This window comes from Enterococcus sp. AZ120, assembly GCF_050546165.1.
GTDB lineage: Bacteria > Bacillota > Bacilli > Lactobacillales > Enterococcaceae > Enterococcus > Enterococcus faecalis.
In genome coordinates this window covers 1,792,240-1,809,882 of record NZ_CP172950.1, presented here as the reverse complement: position 1 = coordinate 1,809,882, position 17,643 = coordinate 1,792,240, and the positions used below count along the sequence as shown (strand labels likewise).

Annotated in this window: 17 protein-coding genes; 11 read left to right on the top strand and 6 right to left on the bottom strand. The window is 35.9% G+C overall.

From position 1 onward, the window contains the following. Positions 1-8: 8 nt before the first annotated feature. From IGJ46_RS08770 to IGJ46_RS08750, 5 genes are all read left to right on the top strand, one after another. Complete coding sequence (locus IGJ46_RS08770; RefSeq protein ID WP_002359877.1) at positions 9-932, top strand: carbohydrate ABC transporter permease; 924 nt, start codon at positions 9-11, stop codon at positions 930-932. 23 nt (positions 933-955) lie between these two features. Further along, complete coding sequence (locus IGJ46_RS08765) at positions 956-2,422, top strand: ABC transporter substrate-binding protein (RefSeq protein ID WP_002362904.1); 1,467 nt, start codon at positions 956-958, stop codon at positions 2,420-2,422. Between the two features lie 70 nt (positions 2,423-2,492). Then, positions 2,493-3,128 (top strand): YesL family protein, encoded by a 636-nt coding sequence (locus IGJ46_RS08760; RefSeq protein WP_002362905.1) that lies wholly within the window; start codon positions 2,493-2,495, stop codon positions 3,126-3,128. Further along, positions 3,082-4,812, top strand: coding sequence for a sensor histidine kinase (locus IGJ46_RS08755; RefSeq protein WP_002387241.1), 1,731 nt, complete (start codon positions 3,082-3,084; stop codon positions 4,810-4,812). Before IGJ46_RS08760 ends, IGJ46_RS08755 begins: the two co-directional genes overlap by 47 nt. Positions 4,813-4,823: 11 nt before the next feature. Continuing rightward, positions 4,824-6,305 (top strand): response regulator transcription factor, encoded by a 1,482-nt coding sequence (locus IGJ46_RS08750; protein WP_002387242.1) that lies wholly within the window; start codon positions 4,824-4,826, stop codon positions 6,303-6,305. Positions 6,306-6,345: 40 nt separating this feature from the next. Here IGJ46_RS08750 and IGJ46_RS08745 read toward each other — a convergent pair whose 3' ends face one another. After that, entirely contained in the window at positions 6,346-8,487 is a 2,142-nt protein-coding gene (locus tag IGJ46_RS08745) for a GH92 family glycosyl hydrolase (protein WP_002370387.1), read from the bottom strand. Positions 8,488-8,659: 172 nt separating this feature from the next. Between IGJ46_RS08745 and IGJ46_RS08740 the strand changes: the two genes are divergently transcribed. Further along, the gene (locus IGJ46_RS08740; protein WP_002359884.1) at positions 8,660-9,772 is read left to right on the top strand and encodes an FUSC family protein; all 1,113 of its coding nucleotides are present in this window, start codon (positions 8,660-8,662) and stop codon (positions 9,770-9,772) included. Positions 9,773-9,815: 43 nt separating this feature from the next. Here IGJ46_RS08740 and IGJ46_RS08735 read toward each other — a convergent pair whose 3' ends face one another. Beyond that, the gene (locus IGJ46_RS08735; RefSeq protein WP_002356863.1) at positions 9,816-10,298 is read right to left on the bottom strand and encodes an SRPBCC family protein; all 483 of its coding nucleotides are present in this window, start codon (positions 10,296-10,298) and stop codon (positions 9,816-9,818) included. 21 nt (positions 10,299-10,319) lie between these two features. After that, positions 10,320-10,700 (bottom strand): SMU1112c/YaeR family gloxylase I-like metalloprotein, encoded by a 381-nt coding sequence (gene gloA2 / locus IGJ46_RS08730; protein ID WP_002356864.1) that lies wholly within the window; start codon positions 10,698-10,700, stop codon positions 10,320-10,322. Between the two features lie 211 nt (positions 10,701-10,911). Between gloA2 and treP the strand changes: the two genes are divergently transcribed. Both treP and IGJ46_RS08720 read left to right on the top strand, forming a co-directional pair. After that, positions 10,912-12,378, top strand: a complete 1,467-nt coding sequence (gene treP, locus IGJ46_RS08725) for a PTS system trehalose-specific EIIBC component (protein WP_002383776.1) — start codon at positions 10,912-10,914, stop codon at positions 12,376-12,378. A 127-nt stretch (positions 12,379-12,505) separates the two neighbouring features. Continuing rightward, a complete protein-coding gene (locus IGJ46_RS08720) occupies positions 12,506-13,510 on the top strand; it encodes a nucleoid-associated protein (RefSeq protein WP_002356866.1) in 1,005 nt (334 codons plus the stop codon). Positions 13,511-13,547: 37 nt separating this feature from the next. On the opposite strand, the gene IGJ46_RS08715 is transcribed toward IGJ46_RS08720, so the two are convergent. Beyond that, positions 13,548-13,901 carry a YxeA family protein gene (locus IGJ46_RS08715; RefSeq protein WP_002387247.1) on the bottom strand — a complete coding sequence of 118 codons (354 nt, stop codon included), beginning with the start codon at positions 13,899-13,901 and terminating at the stop codon, positions 13,548-13,550. 198 nt (positions 13,902-14,099) lie between these two features. Between IGJ46_RS08715 and IGJ46_RS08710 the strand changes: the two genes are divergently transcribed. Together IGJ46_RS08710 and IGJ46_RS08705 are read left to right on the top strand one after the other, a co-directional pair. Continuing rightward, complete coding sequence (locus IGJ46_RS08710; protein WP_002384290.1) at positions 14,100-14,804, top strand: zinc metallopeptidase; 705 nt, start codon at positions 14,100-14,102, stop codon at positions 14,802-14,804. 83 nt (positions 14,805-14,887) lie between these two features. Continuing rightward, on the top strand, positions 14,888-15,226 hold the full coding sequence (locus tag IGJ46_RS08705; protein WP_002356871.1) for a hypothetical protein: 339 nt from the start codon (positions 14,888-14,890) through the stop codon (positions 15,224-15,226). A gap of 26 nt (positions 15,227-15,252) precedes the next feature. Here IGJ46_RS08705 and IGJ46_RS08700 read toward each other — a convergent pair whose 3' ends face one another. Next, positions 15,253-16,098 (bottom strand): PhzF family phenazine biosynthesis protein, encoded by an 846-nt coding sequence (locus IGJ46_RS08700; protein ID WP_218391185.1) that lies wholly within the window; start codon positions 16,096-16,098, stop codon positions 15,253-15,255. Between the two features lie 56 nt (positions 16,099-16,154). After that, positions 16,155-17,006 (bottom strand): PucR family transcriptional regulator, encoded by an 852-nt coding sequence (locus IGJ46_RS08695; RefSeq protein WP_002383772.1) that lies wholly within the window; start codon positions 17,004-17,006, stop codon positions 16,155-16,157. A 77-nt stretch (positions 17,007-17,083) separates the two neighbouring features. Between IGJ46_RS08695 and tadA the strand changes: the two genes are divergently transcribed. Further along, positions 17,084-17,605, top strand: a complete 522-nt coding sequence (tadA, locus tag IGJ46_RS08690; RefSeq protein WP_002362126.1) for a tRNA adenosine(34) deaminase TadA — start codon at positions 17,084-17,086, stop codon at positions 17,603-17,605. Positions 17,606-17,643: the final 38 nt, after the last annotated feature.

Here is a 17,643-nt window from a genome sequence, read left to right as displayed (position 1 = left end):
GAAGGATTATGAAAAAGAAAAAAGTCACTAGCGTTAACGTTCGATCCTTCAACCCGACAGCGAATTTGATTTTCAATATTGTCATTGCGATTTTTGCTATTTCCTGTGTGGTTCCGTTTTTCTTTGTTATTATGATTTCATTGACAAGTGAAGGATCATTAGCAGCAAACGGCTACCGGTTTTGGCCAAAAGAATTTTCATTGGAGGCCTATCGTTACATTTTCCAAGGGGCAATGAGTCAACGCATTATTCATGCCTTAGGGGTAACGGTCTTCATTACGGTGACAGGGACGATTGTCAATGCAACAATGACGTCATTATATGCCTATGTCATTTCTCGTTCCAACTTTCCATTTAAAAAATTCTTTACATTGTTTGCTTTAATTACAATGTTATTTTCACCAGGGATGGTTGCGAACTATTTAGTAATGACAAACTTATTGCAATTGAAAGATACAATTTGGGCGTTAATTTTGCCTTTAGCTTTAGGACCATTTAATATTTTAGTGATGCGAACGTTTTTCAAGAAAACCGTGCCTGACAGTATTATTGAATCAGCACGTATTGATGGCGCAAGTGAAATGCGCATTTTTGTCAGCATTGTGTTACCACTAGCCGTTCCAGGGATTGCCACAATTAGTTTGTTTGCGGCTTTGGGTTATTGGAACGATTGGTTCAATGCGTTACTTTACATTCAAAAAGATACCTTGGTACCATTACAGTATTTATTGATGAAAATTCAAAACAACTTAGAGTTCTTATCAAGAAGTACGGATATGGGTGCAGCAGCACAAGAAGGGTTAGGCGTTCTACCAAGTGAATCGGCTCGAATGGCGATTGTTGTCTTATCTACGTTACCAATTGCGTTAACTTACCCATTTTTCCAAAAATATTTCGTGGGTGGTTTAACAATCGGCGGCGTGAAAGAATAAAATTGTACAGGAGGAAATAAGGAATGAAAAAATGGCAAAAAGGATTAGCCGTAGCTGGCGCAGCAGCTTTAGCTGTAGGATTAAGCGCGTGCGGTAAATCTTCAAAAGATGCAGCGTCAAAAGGTGATGATAGTACACCAACGTTATTAATGTATCGTGTTGGGGACAAACCAGATAATTATGACCAATTAATCGATAATGCGAATAAAATTATCGAGAAAAAAATTGGGGCAAAATTAAAAATGGAATTTGTTGGTTGGGGCGATTGGGACCAAAAAATGTCAACAATCGTTGCTTCTGGTGAAAGCTATGATATTTCATTAGCACAAAATTATGCAACGAATGCACAAAAAGGCGCCTATGCTGATTTAACTGATTTAGCACCTAAATATGCGAAAGAAGCCTATGATCAATTACCAGATAACTATATTAAAGGAAATACGATCAATGGAAAACTGTATGCGTTCCCAATTTTAGGTAACTCTTACGGTCAACAAGTTTTAACTTTTAATAAAGAATATGTCGATAAATACAATTTAGATATTAGTAAAGTTGATGGTAGTTATGAAAGTGCAACCGAAGTTCTAAAAGAATTCCATAAAAAAGAACCAAATATTGCTGCTTTTGCTATCGGCCAAACATTCTTTGCAACAGGTAATTATGACTTCCCTATTGGTAACCAATATCCATTTGCAGTGAAAACAACTGATACTGGCTCACCAAAAATTATTAACCAATATGCCGACAAAGACATGATTAATAACTTAAAAGTCTTACATCAATGGTATAAAGATGGCTTGATTCCAACAGATGCTGCTACAAGTACAACACCATATGACTTAAATACCAATACTTGGTTTATGCGTCAAGAAACACAAGGGCCTATGGATTATGGTGATACAATCTTAACACAAGCTGCTGGCAAACCACTTGTTTCTCGTCCACTAACAGAACCATTAAAAACAACATCACAAGCGCAAATGGCTAACTATGTTGTTGCAAACACGTCTAAAAACAAAGAAAAATCTGTTGAATTGTTAGGTTTATTAAACAGCAATCCAGAATTGTTAAACGGACTTGTTTATGGTGAAGAAGGCAAACAATATGAAAAAGTTGGCGATGATCGCGTGAAATTATTGAAAGATTACACACCAACAACTCATTTGAGTGCTTGGAACACAGGAAACAACTTAATCATTTGGCCAGAAGAATCTGTCACTGAAGAAATGGTTAAAGAACGTGATAAGAGCATCGAAGAAGCAAAAGATTCACCAATTCTTGGTTTTACTTTTGTAAATGATAAAGTGAAAACTGAAATCACTAACGTTGCTACAGTTATGAACCGCTACGCAGCAAGCTTAAATACAGGAACTGTTGATCCAGAAGAAACACTTCCAAAATTAATGGATGACCTAAAAACAGCTGGCTGGGATAAAGTTCAAAAAGAAATGCAAACACAATTAGACGAATATATCCAATCTCAAAAATAATCACAGGAGGCTGAGGCATTAGCTGAGCGCTTTTGGCTCAGCCTTTTACATAATAGAAAGGAAGAGGAAGATGGAAAGTACAGGGATTCAACGGTTGTTTTACCTTTCCTGGACAGTAATCAAACTAAATTTACTGTTTGTTTTATTTAGTTTAGCTGGAGGGATTATTTTTGGTGTTGGTCCAGCACTCCAAATGATGACTGATTTCATTTTGGAAGAGGGCATGAATTATCAAGCAATCACCGTTAAACGAGCATTTGAATCATGGAAAGCACATTTTAAAAGAAGTAACTGTTATTTTCTACTTTTTCTCTTCACTTTAGGATTTGTTTTTTATAATATTTATTTAGCCGTTCAATTTACCGGAATAATGTGGTTAATTATTACATTTATTTTATTTTTTGTTTCCCTAATACTCGTTATTTTTTACATTTATATGCTACTATATGAAGGAAGCTATTTTATCTCAACTATTGATTTAATGAAGCTTTCATTTATCAGTATCTTTTTAAACCTCGGTGTATTTTTTAAAGTCTTATTCGGTGTAATTAGTATCGTTGCTTTAACTTGGAAAATGAAAGGACTGCTACTATTTGCTTCGTTTGCCTTAATTATGATGTGGTGTGCCTATGTCACGCGTAAAAATCGCCAGTTTATTGATGGAAAGTTGGAACAAAATGAAGCGAATCTTCAAAAAACTGTTTAAAAAAAAATATTTATTAAATCGATTAGTACAAAAATACAGTCTACTGTTAACAAGTATTATTTTGTTAACGGTGGCTGCTTTGTGCGTTTATGTTACTTATACAATTAACTTATCAATTGATTCACAAAAAAATAACGCCGTTTCCCAAATTGACAGCTATGTAACGAATAAAAATAATGCGGCGACGAATATGATTAATGAATTAGCTGGCTCTGCAAGTAAAATTGAAAACATGCGAAAATATATGGAACTTTCTCCTCCTGAGTATTTTGACTATACTTACAGCCAATGGTCGGAAGATCGGGTCAGTACCCACTTTGGAAATAATTTAAGTACATTATTTAGCACCTTTCCTGACTTAGAAGAAGTGATTATTCGCTTAGATGAATTTGATCAGGTTTTGTTCGCCAATCGCACAGCTACAAATGGGAAAAAAATGGATATGTCATCAATTAAAAAACATGGCTTTCAACTAATGCGAATTATCTCCGATCCTTATACAGGACAACCGCTGGGAGAGTTGTACACTGTGTTTTCAAGTCAAGAGTTGCTAGGCAACCAAGCAGACTTATTGAAAAAATCAGGTATTAATGCGTTTATCTATGATAGTGCTGGAAATCAAATTTTTTCTGAAAAAGCACAATTTACCAAAGAAGAAGAGCGGCAACTAGATAAAAGAATGCACACCGATAGTGACATTCAACAGGTTTTTCATAATCGCTACGATATTACGGAAATAGAAAGCAGTGGCCGGAGTACCATTCTCTTATTAACAAGCCGCCGAGTCTTATTTCAACAATTGTTTATGAATTATGCAGCCATTTTAGGGATTGGGTTACTTTTGATTGTTATTTTATTAGTGGGCTTAAACCGCCTGTTTAAACGCTATTCTCAACAAGTCCAATTAATTTTAGAAGCGACACGAGCCATTGGCGATGGCAATTTAAAAGAACGAATTGACACGAATCAAGTTCAGGAAGAGTTGAATGATATTGCTTCCGCGATTAATTTTATGGTAGACAGTTTAGATCAATACATTCACGATATTTATACTTTAGAAATTAAGCAACGTGATGCCCACATGAGAGCGTTACAGTCGCAAATTAATCCTCATTTTCTTTATAATACGTTGGAATATATTCGCATGTATGCTTTGAGTCGGCAACAAGAAGAACTAGCTGATGTTGTCTATGCTTTTTCAACGCTACTTAGGAATAATATTAACCAAGAAAAAACCACGACCTTGGCAGAGGAAATCTCATTTTGCGAAAAGTATGTGTATTTGTATCAAATGCGTTATCCCGACCAATTTGCCTATAAGTTCGAAATAGAAGAAACAATTGCTGATGTTGAAATTCCTAAGTTTATCATTCAGCCGCTTGTCGAAAATTATTTTGTGCATGGAATTGACTATCAACGACAAGACAATGCTATTAAGGTCCACGCCTACCGAGAAGGCGAAAAAATTATTGTGGCTGTTGTGGATAATGGAAAAGGAATCACCGCCAATCGGTTAGAGGAAATTCGCGAACGTTTAAATCAAACAGAAATAGACACGGAACAATCCATTGGGTTAAGAAATGTTCATGAACGTTTACAACGCTTTTTTGGGGAGAGTTATGGTTTAACCATTGAAGGGAAAGAAGGAGAAGGGACGACAATTCGTCTTTCGTTTGTAGCATAAGGGGTGAAAAGATGTATCGAGTGATGTTTGTTGATGATGAATATATGATTTTAGAAGGCTTAAAATGGATTATTCCTTGGCAAGAGTTAGGCTTTGAAATTGTTAAAACAGCGCGTAGTGCGCAAGAAGCATTGGCTTTTTTAGAAACAGAATCCATTGATGTTTTATTAACAGATATTACGATGCCAGAAATGAGCGGGATCGAATTAATTGAGCAAGCAAAGAAAAAAGGACATCAATTTATTAGTTTAATTTTATCAGGTTATCAAGAGTTTGATTACGTCAAAAAAGGCATGGCTTTGCAGGTCCAAGATTATCTTTTGAAACCAGTCAATAAACAAGAACTATTAGCCAATATCCAGAGAATTAAAATAGAATTGGACCAACAAAAAAAATCCCATGCCCGCGTGCGTCTATATCTAGAAAATGGCTTGATGCGTTGGCTTAATGATGAAATCAGCGAAGGGGAATACGAAGAGTTAATGCAGCAATTTGCGACTATAAAACCAGGTGATTTTACCGTTTTATTGGTTGAAGCTGAGATGTCATTTTTAGAAACAATCAAGGAACTATTTATGAAAAAAGGCCAACTGTTATTCATTGAAAGTTGGATGAGTACGTACCACCAATTGTTACTTATCTATAAAGGGGCCAGACAAGAAGCGTTCTTATTTATTCGTGAAATTGAAGCGATTCTAGCTGGTCAAGGTCAGATTTTTGTAGGGGAATCTGTCAATGAATGGGAAACGGTTTATGAAAGTTATGAGAAAGTAAAACAGTTGCAAGCAATTGAAACGTTTTATCAAGAATTTCTGCCAAATAATCAAAAAGAACAAATGAATCGTTCGGCAGAAGATTTTACTTTCCTAGCGTTTAACCAAGCCTTGATGATTGGGGATATGCAGACCATTCAACGGGAATTAGATGCTATTTTCAATCAGTTAAGTCAACAACACGCTACGCCAGAATATGTACGCTATGTAGTCTTCTTACTTTTTTCAGATATTTCCCGTCAGTATCCAACTGTGTTAGAAGAAAACTATGAAAAAATCGTGGAAGAAATTCGAGCCAGCAACAATCTTAATACACTGTATGCGTTAATGCAGCAAGTCTTGGCAGAAGTGAAAAATAAACCTAAAATAAAAAAATATTCAGAAAGTGTTAGCCAAGCTGTAGAAAGAATTGAACAAGGCTATTTAGAAGAATTAAACTTAAAAACGGTGGCGGATGAGCTTCATTTGAACCCTAGTTATTTAGGCCAAATTTTTAAAAAAGAAACCAAGCGGAGTTTTTCTCAATATTTGAATCAAGTGCGTACCAAGCATGCCCAGAAATTATTATTGTACACGGATGATACAATCAACGAAATTTCAGAAAAAGTAGGATTTAACAATACCAACTATTTTTCAAAAATGTTTAAAAAATTAAATGGAATTACGCCAAAAGAATTTCGAGAGCAATACCAATCAAATTACGCAGGTGTCGAAGAATAAAAAGAAAGATGTTCAATTTTTATGAACATCTTTCTTTTTATTATTTTTCCGTACTTAATGAAAACGGTCGTTCTGCTGTGTTTTGTGGATTCGGGACGATCCCTAATTGATAATCTAAAGTCCCGCCATTTAATAGTTCTTGATGAGTAAAATAAGGCGCAGTATGTTTTTCTTGGTTTAACTGAATTTCATGAATAAATTGTTGTTGGACTTTGTTTGGTGATGTCTGAATGGTTAACTGTTTACCATTTGATAGTTTTACTTCCGCCGTCTGGACTAAAGGCATCCCGATTACATATTCACCAGTTCCTGGTGTGACGGGATAAAAGCCTAAGCTATTAAAAATATACCAAGCAGACATGCTACCATTGTCTTCATCACCTGGATAGCCAGTTGGTGAAGCATCAAATGTTTGCATTAGTTGTTTTAAAAGTGGTTGAGCCATCTCTGGTTTGCCGATGTAGCTGAATAGAAACGGATAATGGAAACTTGGTTGATTTGAGATGGCTAATTGACCAAAATCAATTGCCGCCATTTCACTCATTTCATGAATTTCAAAACCATAGCCTTCAACGTTAAAGTTAGGCGCTTGATTGCATAGCTGAATTAATTTTTTTTCGAAAGCTAACTCGCTACCATATAGCTTAATCAAACCTGCAAAATCTTGATAAACCGCAAAACTTGATTGCCAAGCACTTCCTTCGGCGTAATCTTTGCCCCAACGAATATCTAAAAAGTCAGGACGGAAATTGCCTTCAGTATCCTTGGCTTGCATAAAGCCAGTTTCAGGATTAAAAAGTTGTTGATAATTCAAGGCTTGTTGACGATAAAACGTTGCGGTCTCTGAATCATTCAATGTTTTTGCAACTTGCGAAATACAGAAATCACTGTACGCATAGTCTAAGGTATGATTGACAGATTCATGATAGGTTGAAGGAACATAGCCATATTTTAGATAATCCAGAGTTCCTTGACGTCCATAATTTTCTCGTTCGCTTTGTTGTGTAGCGCCTTTTTTCATCGCTTCTAGGAACTGAGGCATCAAGTCAGGACAAATCTTTTTCACGGCGGCATCAGCAATGACAGCGTCAATCAAGGTGCCGGGCATTAAACCACGCTCATCTGGAGATAACCATTTTGGCAAGAAACCTGTTTCGTTGTAACTATTTAAAAAGCCTTCTAGCATCTCTTCGTATTTTTCTTGAGCAATTAGTGAGAACAATGGGTAGACCGTTTTATAAGTATCCCAAAAGCCATTATTGGTATATAGTACACCAGGACGAACCGTTTGCGAGAACGTATCATAATGAATCGGCTGCTGATTTTCGTCCAATTCATAAAAGGTTTGCGGAAATAGAAATGTTCGATACAGTGTATGATAAAACGTTTTAGTATGTTCAGGATTTTCATGCGTTACTTTAAGGCGATCGAAATAATTATGCCAATCTGCGATTCCTTGTTGTAGCATCTCAGTAGAACGCAAAGAGATTTCTCGCGCTAAATTTAACTGCGCTTGTTTTTCAGAAATAAATGAACTACTAAAATGAACAACTTGTTGAGCAATATTTCCAAAAGAAAGAAGGATTTTGCCATCTTCACCTGAAGAAGGGGCAAACCATTTGGTTAAAGGCTGTTCAAAATGAAGCACGAAATAAAAACTAAAATCTGGATCTTCACAACCAGAATAGTTGATGACTTTTACAGCCACTTGATGGTCATTTAATTGTTTTACTTGATAACGTCCAGGCAGAGTTAGTAGTAAGTGATTATCTTTTTGTTGATAATCAATGGTTAAGATACCACCATACATGCTTGGGATTAATTGAGAAGTTATTTGATAGCGTAATTGAGTTAAGTTAATTTCGACAGGAGAAAAAAGGCTTTCTTCTGGACGATAAGAACTTTGGGCATGGAATAAAGAAAGTTCCGACAATGAACCACTGACAGGGGTCATTAATAAATGGCTAAAATCACCCATCCAAGGACTTGGTTGATGCGTTACTCGATAGCCTTGAAATGTTCGATCTTCTGGATGAAACCACCAGCTGCCTTTTTGGTCAGTTGTTTGCGGGGCGTAAAAGTTCATCCCAAATGGCACGCCAGTATAGGGTAGACAATTTCCATTTGAAAAACTATGTTGGTTGGCAGTTCCGTGTCGCGTATCAATCGCTTGAATATTCATGAAAGTAGCTCCTTTGTTTTAAATGATATATCATATAGGCTGATTATAGCACAAAAAACAAGAAATGAAAGCGTATTTATTCGCTTTTTTATTTATTTTTAACGAATTGGTATATTCAATTTGAAGAGGGAATTGACAAGCATGTTACAATGGATAAGGAATCGATATTGGAGTGATTGTTATTTATTTTTTTAGTACAAAAAGTCAGCAATTTTTTGCGTATGTTTGGGCTATTTTCCCAGTCATCGCCTTTTTTTTGGTTAGTTTTTATACATTGGATTTTTTATTTTCCCCAAGCTATTTAATTATGGTGCCTGTATTTACTATTATGTTTAAAATTAACTATAAAAAAGATTATTCGTTTGTAGCGCTGCTCAAAATGAGTATCAGGCAATTTGTGATCAGTTTTTTAGCATTTATAGCTAGTAGTTCCTTTAGCTGGTCTATTATTTTAAATAGTAGTGTGACATTTTTAATTGTTTATTTATTTTATTCATCTGCGACACCGATGCGGTATCATAGTTATTTGATGATGTTTACGTTTTGTCAGTTAATCCAGGTTAAAGGAAATACATTTTTGATGCAATCTCAAGTTGTGGCCTTTTTAATTGGTCTTTTTTTATTGGCTTTAACATTAAACGCTTGGTGGCAAACAGGATTACGTCAGCTAACTAGCTTAAAGAGTAGGGGCCATGTTCGTTTTTTTAAAAGCATTCAATTAAATATGAAGCAACAAAAATTGGCAGTTATTAATTTCTGGCACGACTTACAACAGACTTTTTTTGGGATTACAAGTTTCAAACAATTTTTAGAAAGTCCTGACGAAAGGGTGCAACGATTTCGTTTAGCTATTCGTATGAGTTTCACCATCACGCTGAGTTTTATTTTAATGTGGAGTGTAGGAGGCATTAAAATAATTTGGATTCCGATGAATGTTTTTCTACTCTTGCATCCAGTGAAAGCAGAAATGAACACGCGTATTAAGACACGTTTTTGGGGGACTCTTTTAGGATGTTTCCTTAGTCTGTTTGTTGTCAATTGGCTTCAATTGCCACTGACACACCTCATTGTTTCTAGTTTGATTGGCATTTTTGTTTATGCCCTAAAACCAGGAACCGTGTTACAAGTGACAATGGCAACGATTTTTGGGTTATGTTTGGCAACAATTAGTTTACGAGGGATGTACGCCGCAGAGTTGCGGGTCTCTTTTGTATTATTGGCAATTTTTGTTGTTTGCTTAATTGATTTAGGTTTATTTGTTTATCAGCGTATTTTACGTTTTTAAAAAGTGTGGCACAGAGGGTGATTTACCCGTTGTGCCACACTTTTTAATTTTCTAAATTCGTTAATTTTTCCAAGTAATGATTTTCTATTTGCGGAAAATCTATTTTTTCTGGTGCTGCATCAGGAGTTTCAACTACTTGCTTCAAGCGATTGAGAACAATTGACCAACCAGCGATATCTTTATGGCGAGGTGTTGTAAAATTTTCTGGGAGAGATTCTGAAAAGACTAACAGGGTCTGATGAGGTGCTTGTTCTTTTAAGTCAAAATAGATGATACCAGTATCCCAAGTCACGCCCAGATATTTTTCCTCTGCATAATCAGTGAAAGGCATTGTTTCTTCAAAATCGGGCAGAATAAACCGCCAAAACCCGTTAACACCTAATTCACCAATTTCTAATTCTGGAAACCATTGTTTTAGCTTGTCTGTCTCAGTCAGGTAGCGCCAAATCGTTTGAGGGCTGGCTGAAATTGCCCGTTCTGTACCAAAATAAATCGTCTGGTTTTCTAAGCGAAAGGTATCTTTCATTTTGTTTCTCTCCTTTATTTATTATTCATGAAGTTCTAAAGGTAGTCCATCTGGATCAAAAAAGAAGGTCATTTTTTCACCCGTAAAATCATCTACTCGTAGCGGTTCTGTTTCAATTCCTTGCTCATTTAAAAAAGCAATCACTTCTTCAATATGTTCAACTTTAAAAGCTAAATGACGTAATCCTAAAGCTTCAGGATAAGAGGGGCGAGCGGGAAATTGATCAGAAATAAAAATTTCCAATTCTTGGCTGCCTAATTTTAAATCTAATTTAATATCGTTTTTTTCGGGACGATGATTTTCGCGAAGAACTTCAAAGCCCAACTTTTCGACATAAAAATTTTTAGTTGCTTGATAATTTGAGGCATTGATTGCCACATGATGAATTTCTTTAAAAAACATTTTTCATACTCCTTTTCGTTTTTTCCCTCTGTAGTATAGCAATAAAGAAGCAGCTAAAAAAGCGTTCTGTTTGACTCTTTAAGAAAAGACAAGGGATTTGTAAAAAAATAAAATTATTTTTTCGAAAGAAAGCGCTTGCCAAAAAAAGAATAATCGAGTATGATGTATATACAACTTAATTGTATATACAAGTTTGAGAGGAGAATGTAAAATGGGTAAGTTTCAAAGCGATGCACAACAGTTGTTGAAAGCAGTAGGAGGCAAAGAAAATATTTCAGCTGTTTCTCATTGTGCAACTCGAATGCGTTTTGTATTAAAAGATCCAAAAAAAGCGGATGTACCTGTGATTGAAGATATTCCTTCTGTAAAAGGAACCTTTACAAATGCTGGACAGTTTCAAGTAATTATTGGGAATGAAGTCCCACAATTTTATAATGATTTTTCTGCAATTTCCGGTTTAGAAGGGGTTTCAAAAGAAGAAGGGAAAGCAGCTGCCAAAAGTAATTTGAGTCCTGTTCAACGAGTTGTTTCTGTTTTAGCTGAGATTTTTACACCATTGATTCCTGCACTTGTTATCGGGGGATTGATTTTAGGGTTCCGCAATATTTTGGAAGGGGTTCCATTTGGCTTTCTTGATGGTCAAACAATCGTGGAAGTTTCTCAATTTTGGAATGGAGTCAATTCATTCTTATGGTTAATCGGCGAAGCAATTTTCCACTTCTTGCCAGTTGGGATTACGTGGAGTATTACGAAGAAAATGGGAACCACACAAATCTTGGGGATTGTCCTAGGGATTACATTAGTCTCACCACAACTTCTGAATGCTTATTCAGTTGCGACGACTAAAGCAGCAGAAATTCCTTTCTGGGATTTTGGGTTTGCTCAAGTTAACATGATTGGTTATCAAGCGCAAGTTATCCCAGCTATGTTAGCCGGCTTCTTGCTTGCCTATCTTGAAATTTTCTTTAGAAAAGTGATTCCTCAAGCAATTTCAATGATTTTTGTCCCATTGTTTGCTTTAGTACCGACAGTATTGGCTGCACATGTCATTTTAGGACCAATCGGTTGGACGATTGGTAGTTGGGTTTCTGATATTGTGAATGCAGGATTAACGTCAACATTTAATTGGTTATTTGGCGCCGTCTTTGGCTTTATGTACGCACCATTAGTTATCACTGGGTTGCATCATATGAGTAATGCTATTGATTTACAGTTGATTGCTGACTTTCAGTCAACCAACTTATGGCCAATGATTGCTTTATCAAATATTGCACAAGGTTCAGCAGTTTTAGCGGTTATCTTTATGCATCGTGGAAACAAAAAAGAAGAACAAGTTTCGATTCCAGCAATGATTTCTTGTTACCTAGGTGTGACTGAACCAGCGATGTTTGGGATCAACTTAAAATATGTTTATCCATTTGTTGCGGGCATGATTGGTTCAGCAATGGCCGGAATGTTTGCCACTTTAATGGGCGTTCGTGCGACAAGTATCGGCGTCGGTGGCTTGCCAGGAATTTTATCTATTGTGCCACAATATTACTTGCCGTTTTTAGGCGCAATGGTGATTGCCATTATCGTACCAATGGGCTTAACTTATATTTTCAGAAAGAAAGGCATCTTTAATAAAGTCGATCCAGTTGATGAAGCAACAGGGATGTTATACAGCGAAGAAGGGTAATCGCTTTTTGAAGTTAAGAAGAATTCGTAGACATTTGTCTACGAATTCTTCTTCTTTTTATAGAAACTATTGGCTTTTTTCTCTCTTTCAGTTAGACTAAAAAGGTTGAGAAAAGGAGAGCGTAAAAATGGATATTTATTTAAAAAAAGCAATTTTACACATTATTGATCGAGAAACTGGGACGCCGGTTTTTTCTGAAAAGGAACTAGATTTAACGACTGAGTATATTCGAACGTATTTAACTGCAAAAATTTCAAAACTTTCGACTGCACAAACAAAGACTGGAACATTGGCGGAAAATAGTTCCTTTGTTGACACGTTACGTGGGATTCCTAGTGATTTTGTAAAGAAAAGCCAAGAAGTTACCCAACATTGGTATGATGTTTATTCAGGAAGCGAAGATGCGCCTAGTGCTGATATTTTGTTCATTTTATATGAATTAGATACGGTGTTACATGTCGCAATGATTAAATTAAACTATAAAGAAAGTTACACGCATTACGTCGACTATGAAGAAGAATCCGTTTATAACAAACTGATTATCAATCGAGCAATTTTGTCTTCAAAATCACAAAAACCAGATGAAGGAATTACAGTTGACTTAGATACATTAGCGTTTGAATTACTAGAGAAAAGATATGAATTTTCAGGAGAAAAAATCTGGTATTTCTCTGAAAAAGTGATTGAGACGCAAGCGGCACCTTCCATGGAAGAAAATATCAAAGAAATTAAAAAAGCAGTCAAACGCATTGGAAAGAAATTTAACGAAGATGAGTTTGAACTAATGGCTTCTGTAAAAGAAGCGGTATATGATAGCATTGAGGAAACGGGAACGATTGACAATGAGCAGATTGCTGAGCAAGTATTTAAAGAAAATGTATCAGCTAAATTAGCTTACCAAGAAGAAGTGAATGAGTCGAAGTTTGTCGACAAAACACCGCCAGTCAGAGAATCTCGCGAAATTTCTGAAAAGAAATTTGGCAAACAGAAGTTAAAAATGGATAACGGTATTGAATTAATTGTTCCGTTAGATGTTTACCGCAATGGCGATTTAATTGAATTTGTTAATAATCCAGATGGCACAGTGTCCATTATGCTAAAAAATATCGAAAAAATTAGTAATCAATTATAAAGAAAAAACCGTTGGTCGCTTGCCAACGGTTTTTTCTTTATTTTAATTTTTCTAAAGCTTTTTCAGGGACTTCTTTTTCTGTCACTTCATTCCAGCTGATCACGCCTTTACGGGGATTAACTTTCAATTTTAGATAGGCTTTCATACGCAAAGGTTGATCACGGGATTCGTTTAATTCCACGGTTTTTTCTTCACCGTTTTTATTAAACGCAGGTTGTTGATAGTAATAAATGGTCATTGCTTCACCAGAATTTGTTTTTTCATCTTTCTTTTCACCAGATGTTGTGATTTGTGTATAATAGGCTTCTCCACCGTAATAGTAATTATAAACGCCCCAGCTACCACCGGCTAAAATGACTATGGGAATTAATATTTTTAGTAATGTTTTCATTTTCCTCACCTCAAGGAATAGTATGCCTTTTTTTTAGGAAATTTGCCATATTTTTTTCCGTTAATTGAGTGACAATTTTGTTAGTTTCGGCACTTTCTTGAAAAATTCATCATTTTTTTAAACAAAAGACAACGTTTGTCGCTCCCTTTTTTTCACTATCATGCTACAATAAAGAAAAAAAGATGGAGGTAGAGGACAATGATGCCCTTTTATTTTGGAATCGATCCAACCTATATATTGGTAATTATCGGAATTGCGATTTCTGGTGCGGCCTCCGCATATGTTAACAGTACCTTTCGTAAATATGATCAAGTACGAAGCAGTAAACATGTTACAGGCACGCAGGCAGCACAATATATTTTACAAAAAGAACAAATTAATGATGTTGGAGTTCAGCAAATCGCTGGTGATTTAACCGACAATTATAATTCTGGAAACAAAATGTTGAGCTTATCCGAAGCCACTGCTCAATCGACATCGGTCGCGGCTATTGGCGTGGCGGCTCATGAATGCGGACATGCGGTACAAGATCATACGAACTATGTGCCTTTACGTCTTCGTGCAGCTATTGTTCCAGTTGCCAACATCGGTTCAACCATTTCCTTTCCACTAATTTTGATTGGTGTTTTATTTAGTTGGAATCAAACATTAATCAACATTGGAATTTTGGCTTTTTCATTAGCCTTGATTTTTCAATTGGTGACTTTACCGGTGGAGTTTAATGCGTCTAGACGTGCGTTAAGTATTCTTTCTGAAGGTGGGTTATTAACAGAAGAAGAAGTCCCAATGGCCAGAAAAGTTCTTTTTGCAGCTGCACTTACCTACGTAGCAGCGGCGCTTTCGACCTTTTTACAACTTTTACGTTTGGTTATTTTATTTGGTGGCAATAACCGACGAGACTAAGTGCTAGTAAAGGTCTTTCTATTACGCATAAAAGTAATAATATGTTATGATTAAAGTAGAAAATAACAGAGGAGCTGAAGGAAATGAAAGCATCAACAAAAATTGGTATCGGTTTAAGCATTGCTGCAGTTGCAAGTGTCTCTGTTGCAGTCATCGCTTCTGAAAAAATTATTAAGAAGGTATCTCATGTTTCCAATCGTTATAAAGTTAAAAAGTTTGTAGACGATAAATTTGATGGAAACCAAAAATTATTATCGATTGTCGATGATTTATCCGATGATGAATTAGATTCTGTTTTAAATGTTGTTGATCGTGTGAAAGATGGCGGTTCAAAATTAGCTGAATATGGCGAAAAAGTTAAAGACAATACAGATTCTTTAAAAGAACGCTTTTTCACATTTATTGAAGATGCAATGAAGTAAAAAAGATGGCCTAGGCCATCTTTTTTTTATAAAAATAATTCTTTTGTTTCAACATAATAGCCTCTGCCACCAACTAGAACTTGATCAATTGTCTTTTGGGATGTAGTGTTCAAACGCACTAAGACTTCTGAAGGAGCGTTTAAGGTATAACCTTGGGCAAAGGTGTAATTGGTTTTTTGTAAAATTTGGTGATGGTACAGATAACAAGCTAACGCACCATTTGATGTACCAGTAGCGGCTTCTTCATCGATGTCATAAAGGGGTGCAAAATTCCTACAAATGATATTTTCTTCAGACAAAGCAAAAAGATGCATCCCAATAACTCCATACTTTTGACTAAGTAACTTAATTTTTTCAAAGTTTGGTTGTAAATCCTGTAATAATTGCGCATTTTTAATGGGAACCAAAATATCTTTTAGGCCCGTTGACACAATCTGGATAGGAAAAGCAGTTGCCACTGCGTTTAAATCAAAGCAGCCGCTCAATTCTTCTAAAGTGAGCGTATCATAAAAAGTTGGGACAGTTTGTTCCATAAATAGTTGTTCACCGTTCGCCGTGATTGCGAGCAAACCGCTGTTCGTTTCGATTGTATATTCTGTTTGCAATAATTTATTTAAGTGCTTCATGATGGTGAAAGCGCCAATTGTCGCGTGACCACATAAGTCGACTTCTTCTTTTGGTGTAAAATATTCAAGGCGGAAATCAGCAATCTTTGAGTCTGAAATAAAAGCAGTTTCTGCAAATCCTAGTTCTTTGGCGATGGCCATTTTTTGGGTTCTCGTTAAGAGCTGTGTCATAAAAACAACGCCTGCTTTGTTGCCACCTTCGTGGTTTTTACTAAATGCACTAGCGACATATGCGGTAATTTTCATTGGAACGCCTACTTTCTAATTGGGAATAAAAAACATACGAGAAAAAAATGGACGTACTACTTTCTTAATAACAAATAACAAAAGATTAAATCATCCATTTTTTTTAAAGATAAGCCAGTTTGTTCAAAAAACTTTTCCAACCGATAGTGTAAAGTATTTCGATGCATAAATAAATCTTTTGCAGTGGAGCTGATATTGCCTTGATTTTTCCACAAAGCGCTGATGATTGGCTGAATATCGGTGTCTTTATTTAATAAACGACGATAATACTCAACAAGTACATTTTGGCTCATGGCTTCTTTGGTAAAATAGTGGAGGGCAACATCAGTTAAACTAAAAACAGTCGTCCGACTAGAGGAATTAAGTTCTTCTGAAAAAATACGTTGTTCTTCATGGAAACAACGCCGGAGAATGTCTTCAGAGGAATAAAAATTGCCAACAAATACAGCACTAGTGCAATCAAAGTCTGTATCTAATGTTAAAAAGATCCCTTGAATTTCTTCTTGTTGAAAGGTATTTTTTGACTGTTCTTCAACTAAAATATACATATTATTACTTGGACTGAAACAATCAACTGTATCAGGAAACATCTTTGTTAAATTAAATTGCCATTCAGCTTGTAATTCTTTTGTGACATTCGTTTGAATTTGCAACATACGAAAGGTCCCTTCGGCAGGTAATTTTGCCTGTTGAAATAAGTAACTGAACCAAGGATGGTTACCAGTAATTGTTGGGTTTTCAGAAATCGGGAAAAGCGCTTCCAACAAATGCTGTTCTTTAATACTTAAGAAAGCTTTATTCACAATGAAAAATTGGTCGTCAACAGGAATTGAATAGGTGGCTTCGGAACCAATTGTTTTTGATAAATAGCCTTTGGGATAAAGCTGAGATAAATTTTCAATAATCATAGACACACCTCACTGATTTATTGTACCATGAAGCAAGACAGAAGTTTAGTGGGAAAAAGCCGAAAGGTGGAAATTAATTGGGAAAAAAAGAAACAACGTTAACACAAGAAGAAAAAGAATTTTTTATGCGAGAAGCCATTGCAGAAGCGAAAAAAGCAGAAGGTTTGGCTGAGGTGCCTATTGGAGCTGTGATAGTTCGGCAAGGGGAAATTATTGGCCGCGGGCATAATCTGAGAGAAGCACGGCAAGAAGCAACGGCGCATGCAGAAATGTATGCAATCCAGGAAGCGTGTCGCGGGATAGAAAATTGGCGTCTAGAAGAAACCCAATTATTTGTAACTTTAGAACCTTGTCCAATGTGTAGTGGGGCGATGCTTTTAGCACGAATTCCAGAAGTTTATTATGGCGCAACTGATCCTAAAGCAGGCACTGCTGGCACATTGATGAATTTATTAGAAGATGAACGCTTCAATCATGTGGCCTATGTCGAAGCAGGCGTTTTAGAAGAAGAGTGTCGCTTATTGCTAGTTCAGTTCTTTAAAAAGTTACGGGCAAAGAAAAAAGAAGAGAAACTTTTAAAAAATCAAAAGAAAGACTAGTCAAAAGAATAAAAATACGTTATACTAGGTTTTGCCGA

Coding starts and splice junctions, on each gene's coding strand:
- IGJ46_RS08760 (WP_002362905.1), top strand. CDS start 2,493: ATGGAAAGTACAGGGATTCAACGGTTGTTTTACCTTTCCTGGACAGTA.
- IGJ46_RS08745 (WP_002370387.1), bottom strand. CDS start 8,487: ATGAATATTCAAGCGATTGATACGCGACACGGAACTGCCAACCAACAT.
- IGJ46_RS08710 (WP_002384290.1), top strand. CDS start 14,100: ATGATGCCCTTTTATTTTGGAATCGATCCAACCTATATATTGGTAATT.
- IGJ46_RS08695 (WP_002383772.1), bottom strand. CDS start 17,006: ATGATTATTGAAAATTTATCTCAGCTTTATCCCAAAGGCTATTTATCA.
- IGJ46_RS08700 (WP_218391185.1), bottom strand. CDS start 16,098: ATGAAAATTACCGCATATGTCGCTAGTGCATTTAGTAAAAACCACGAA.
- IGJ46_RS08720 (WP_002356866.1), top strand. CDS start 12,506: ATGGATATTTATTTAAAAAAAGCAATTTTACACATTATTGATCGAGAA.
- IGJ46_RS08705 (WP_002356871.1), top strand. CDS start 14,888: ATGAAAGCATCAACAAAAATTGGTATCGGTTTAAGCATTGCTGCAGTT.
- IGJ46_RS08765 (WP_002362904.1), top strand. CDS start 956: ATGAAAAAATGGCAAAAAGGATTAGCCGTAGCTGGCGCAGCAGCTTTA.
- IGJ46_RS08735 (WP_002356863.1), bottom strand. CDS start 10,298: ATGAAAGATACCTTTCGCTTAGAAAACCAGACGATTTATTTTGGTACA.
- IGJ46_RS08715 (WP_002387247.1), bottom strand. CDS start 13,901: ATGAAAACATTACTAAAAATATTAATTCCCATAGTCATTTTAGCCGGT.
- gloA2 (WP_002356864.1), bottom strand. CDS start 10,700: ATGTTTTTTAAAGAAATTCATCATGTGGCAATCAATGCCTCAAATTAT.
- IGJ46_RS08770 (WP_002359877.1), top strand. CDS start 9: ATGAAAAAGAAAAAAGTCACTAGCGTTAACGTTCGATCCTTCAACCCG.
- IGJ46_RS08750 (WP_002387242.1), top strand. CDS start 4,824: ATGTATCGAGTGATGTTTGTTGATGATGAATATATGATTTTAGAAGGC.
- IGJ46_RS08755 (WP_002387241.1), top strand. CDS start 3,082: ATGGAAAGTTGGAACAAAATGAAGCGAATCTTCAAAAAACTGTTTAAA.
- treP (WP_002383776.1), top strand. CDS start 10,912: ATGGGTAAGTTTCAAAGCGATGCACAACAGTTGTTGAAAGCAGTAGGA.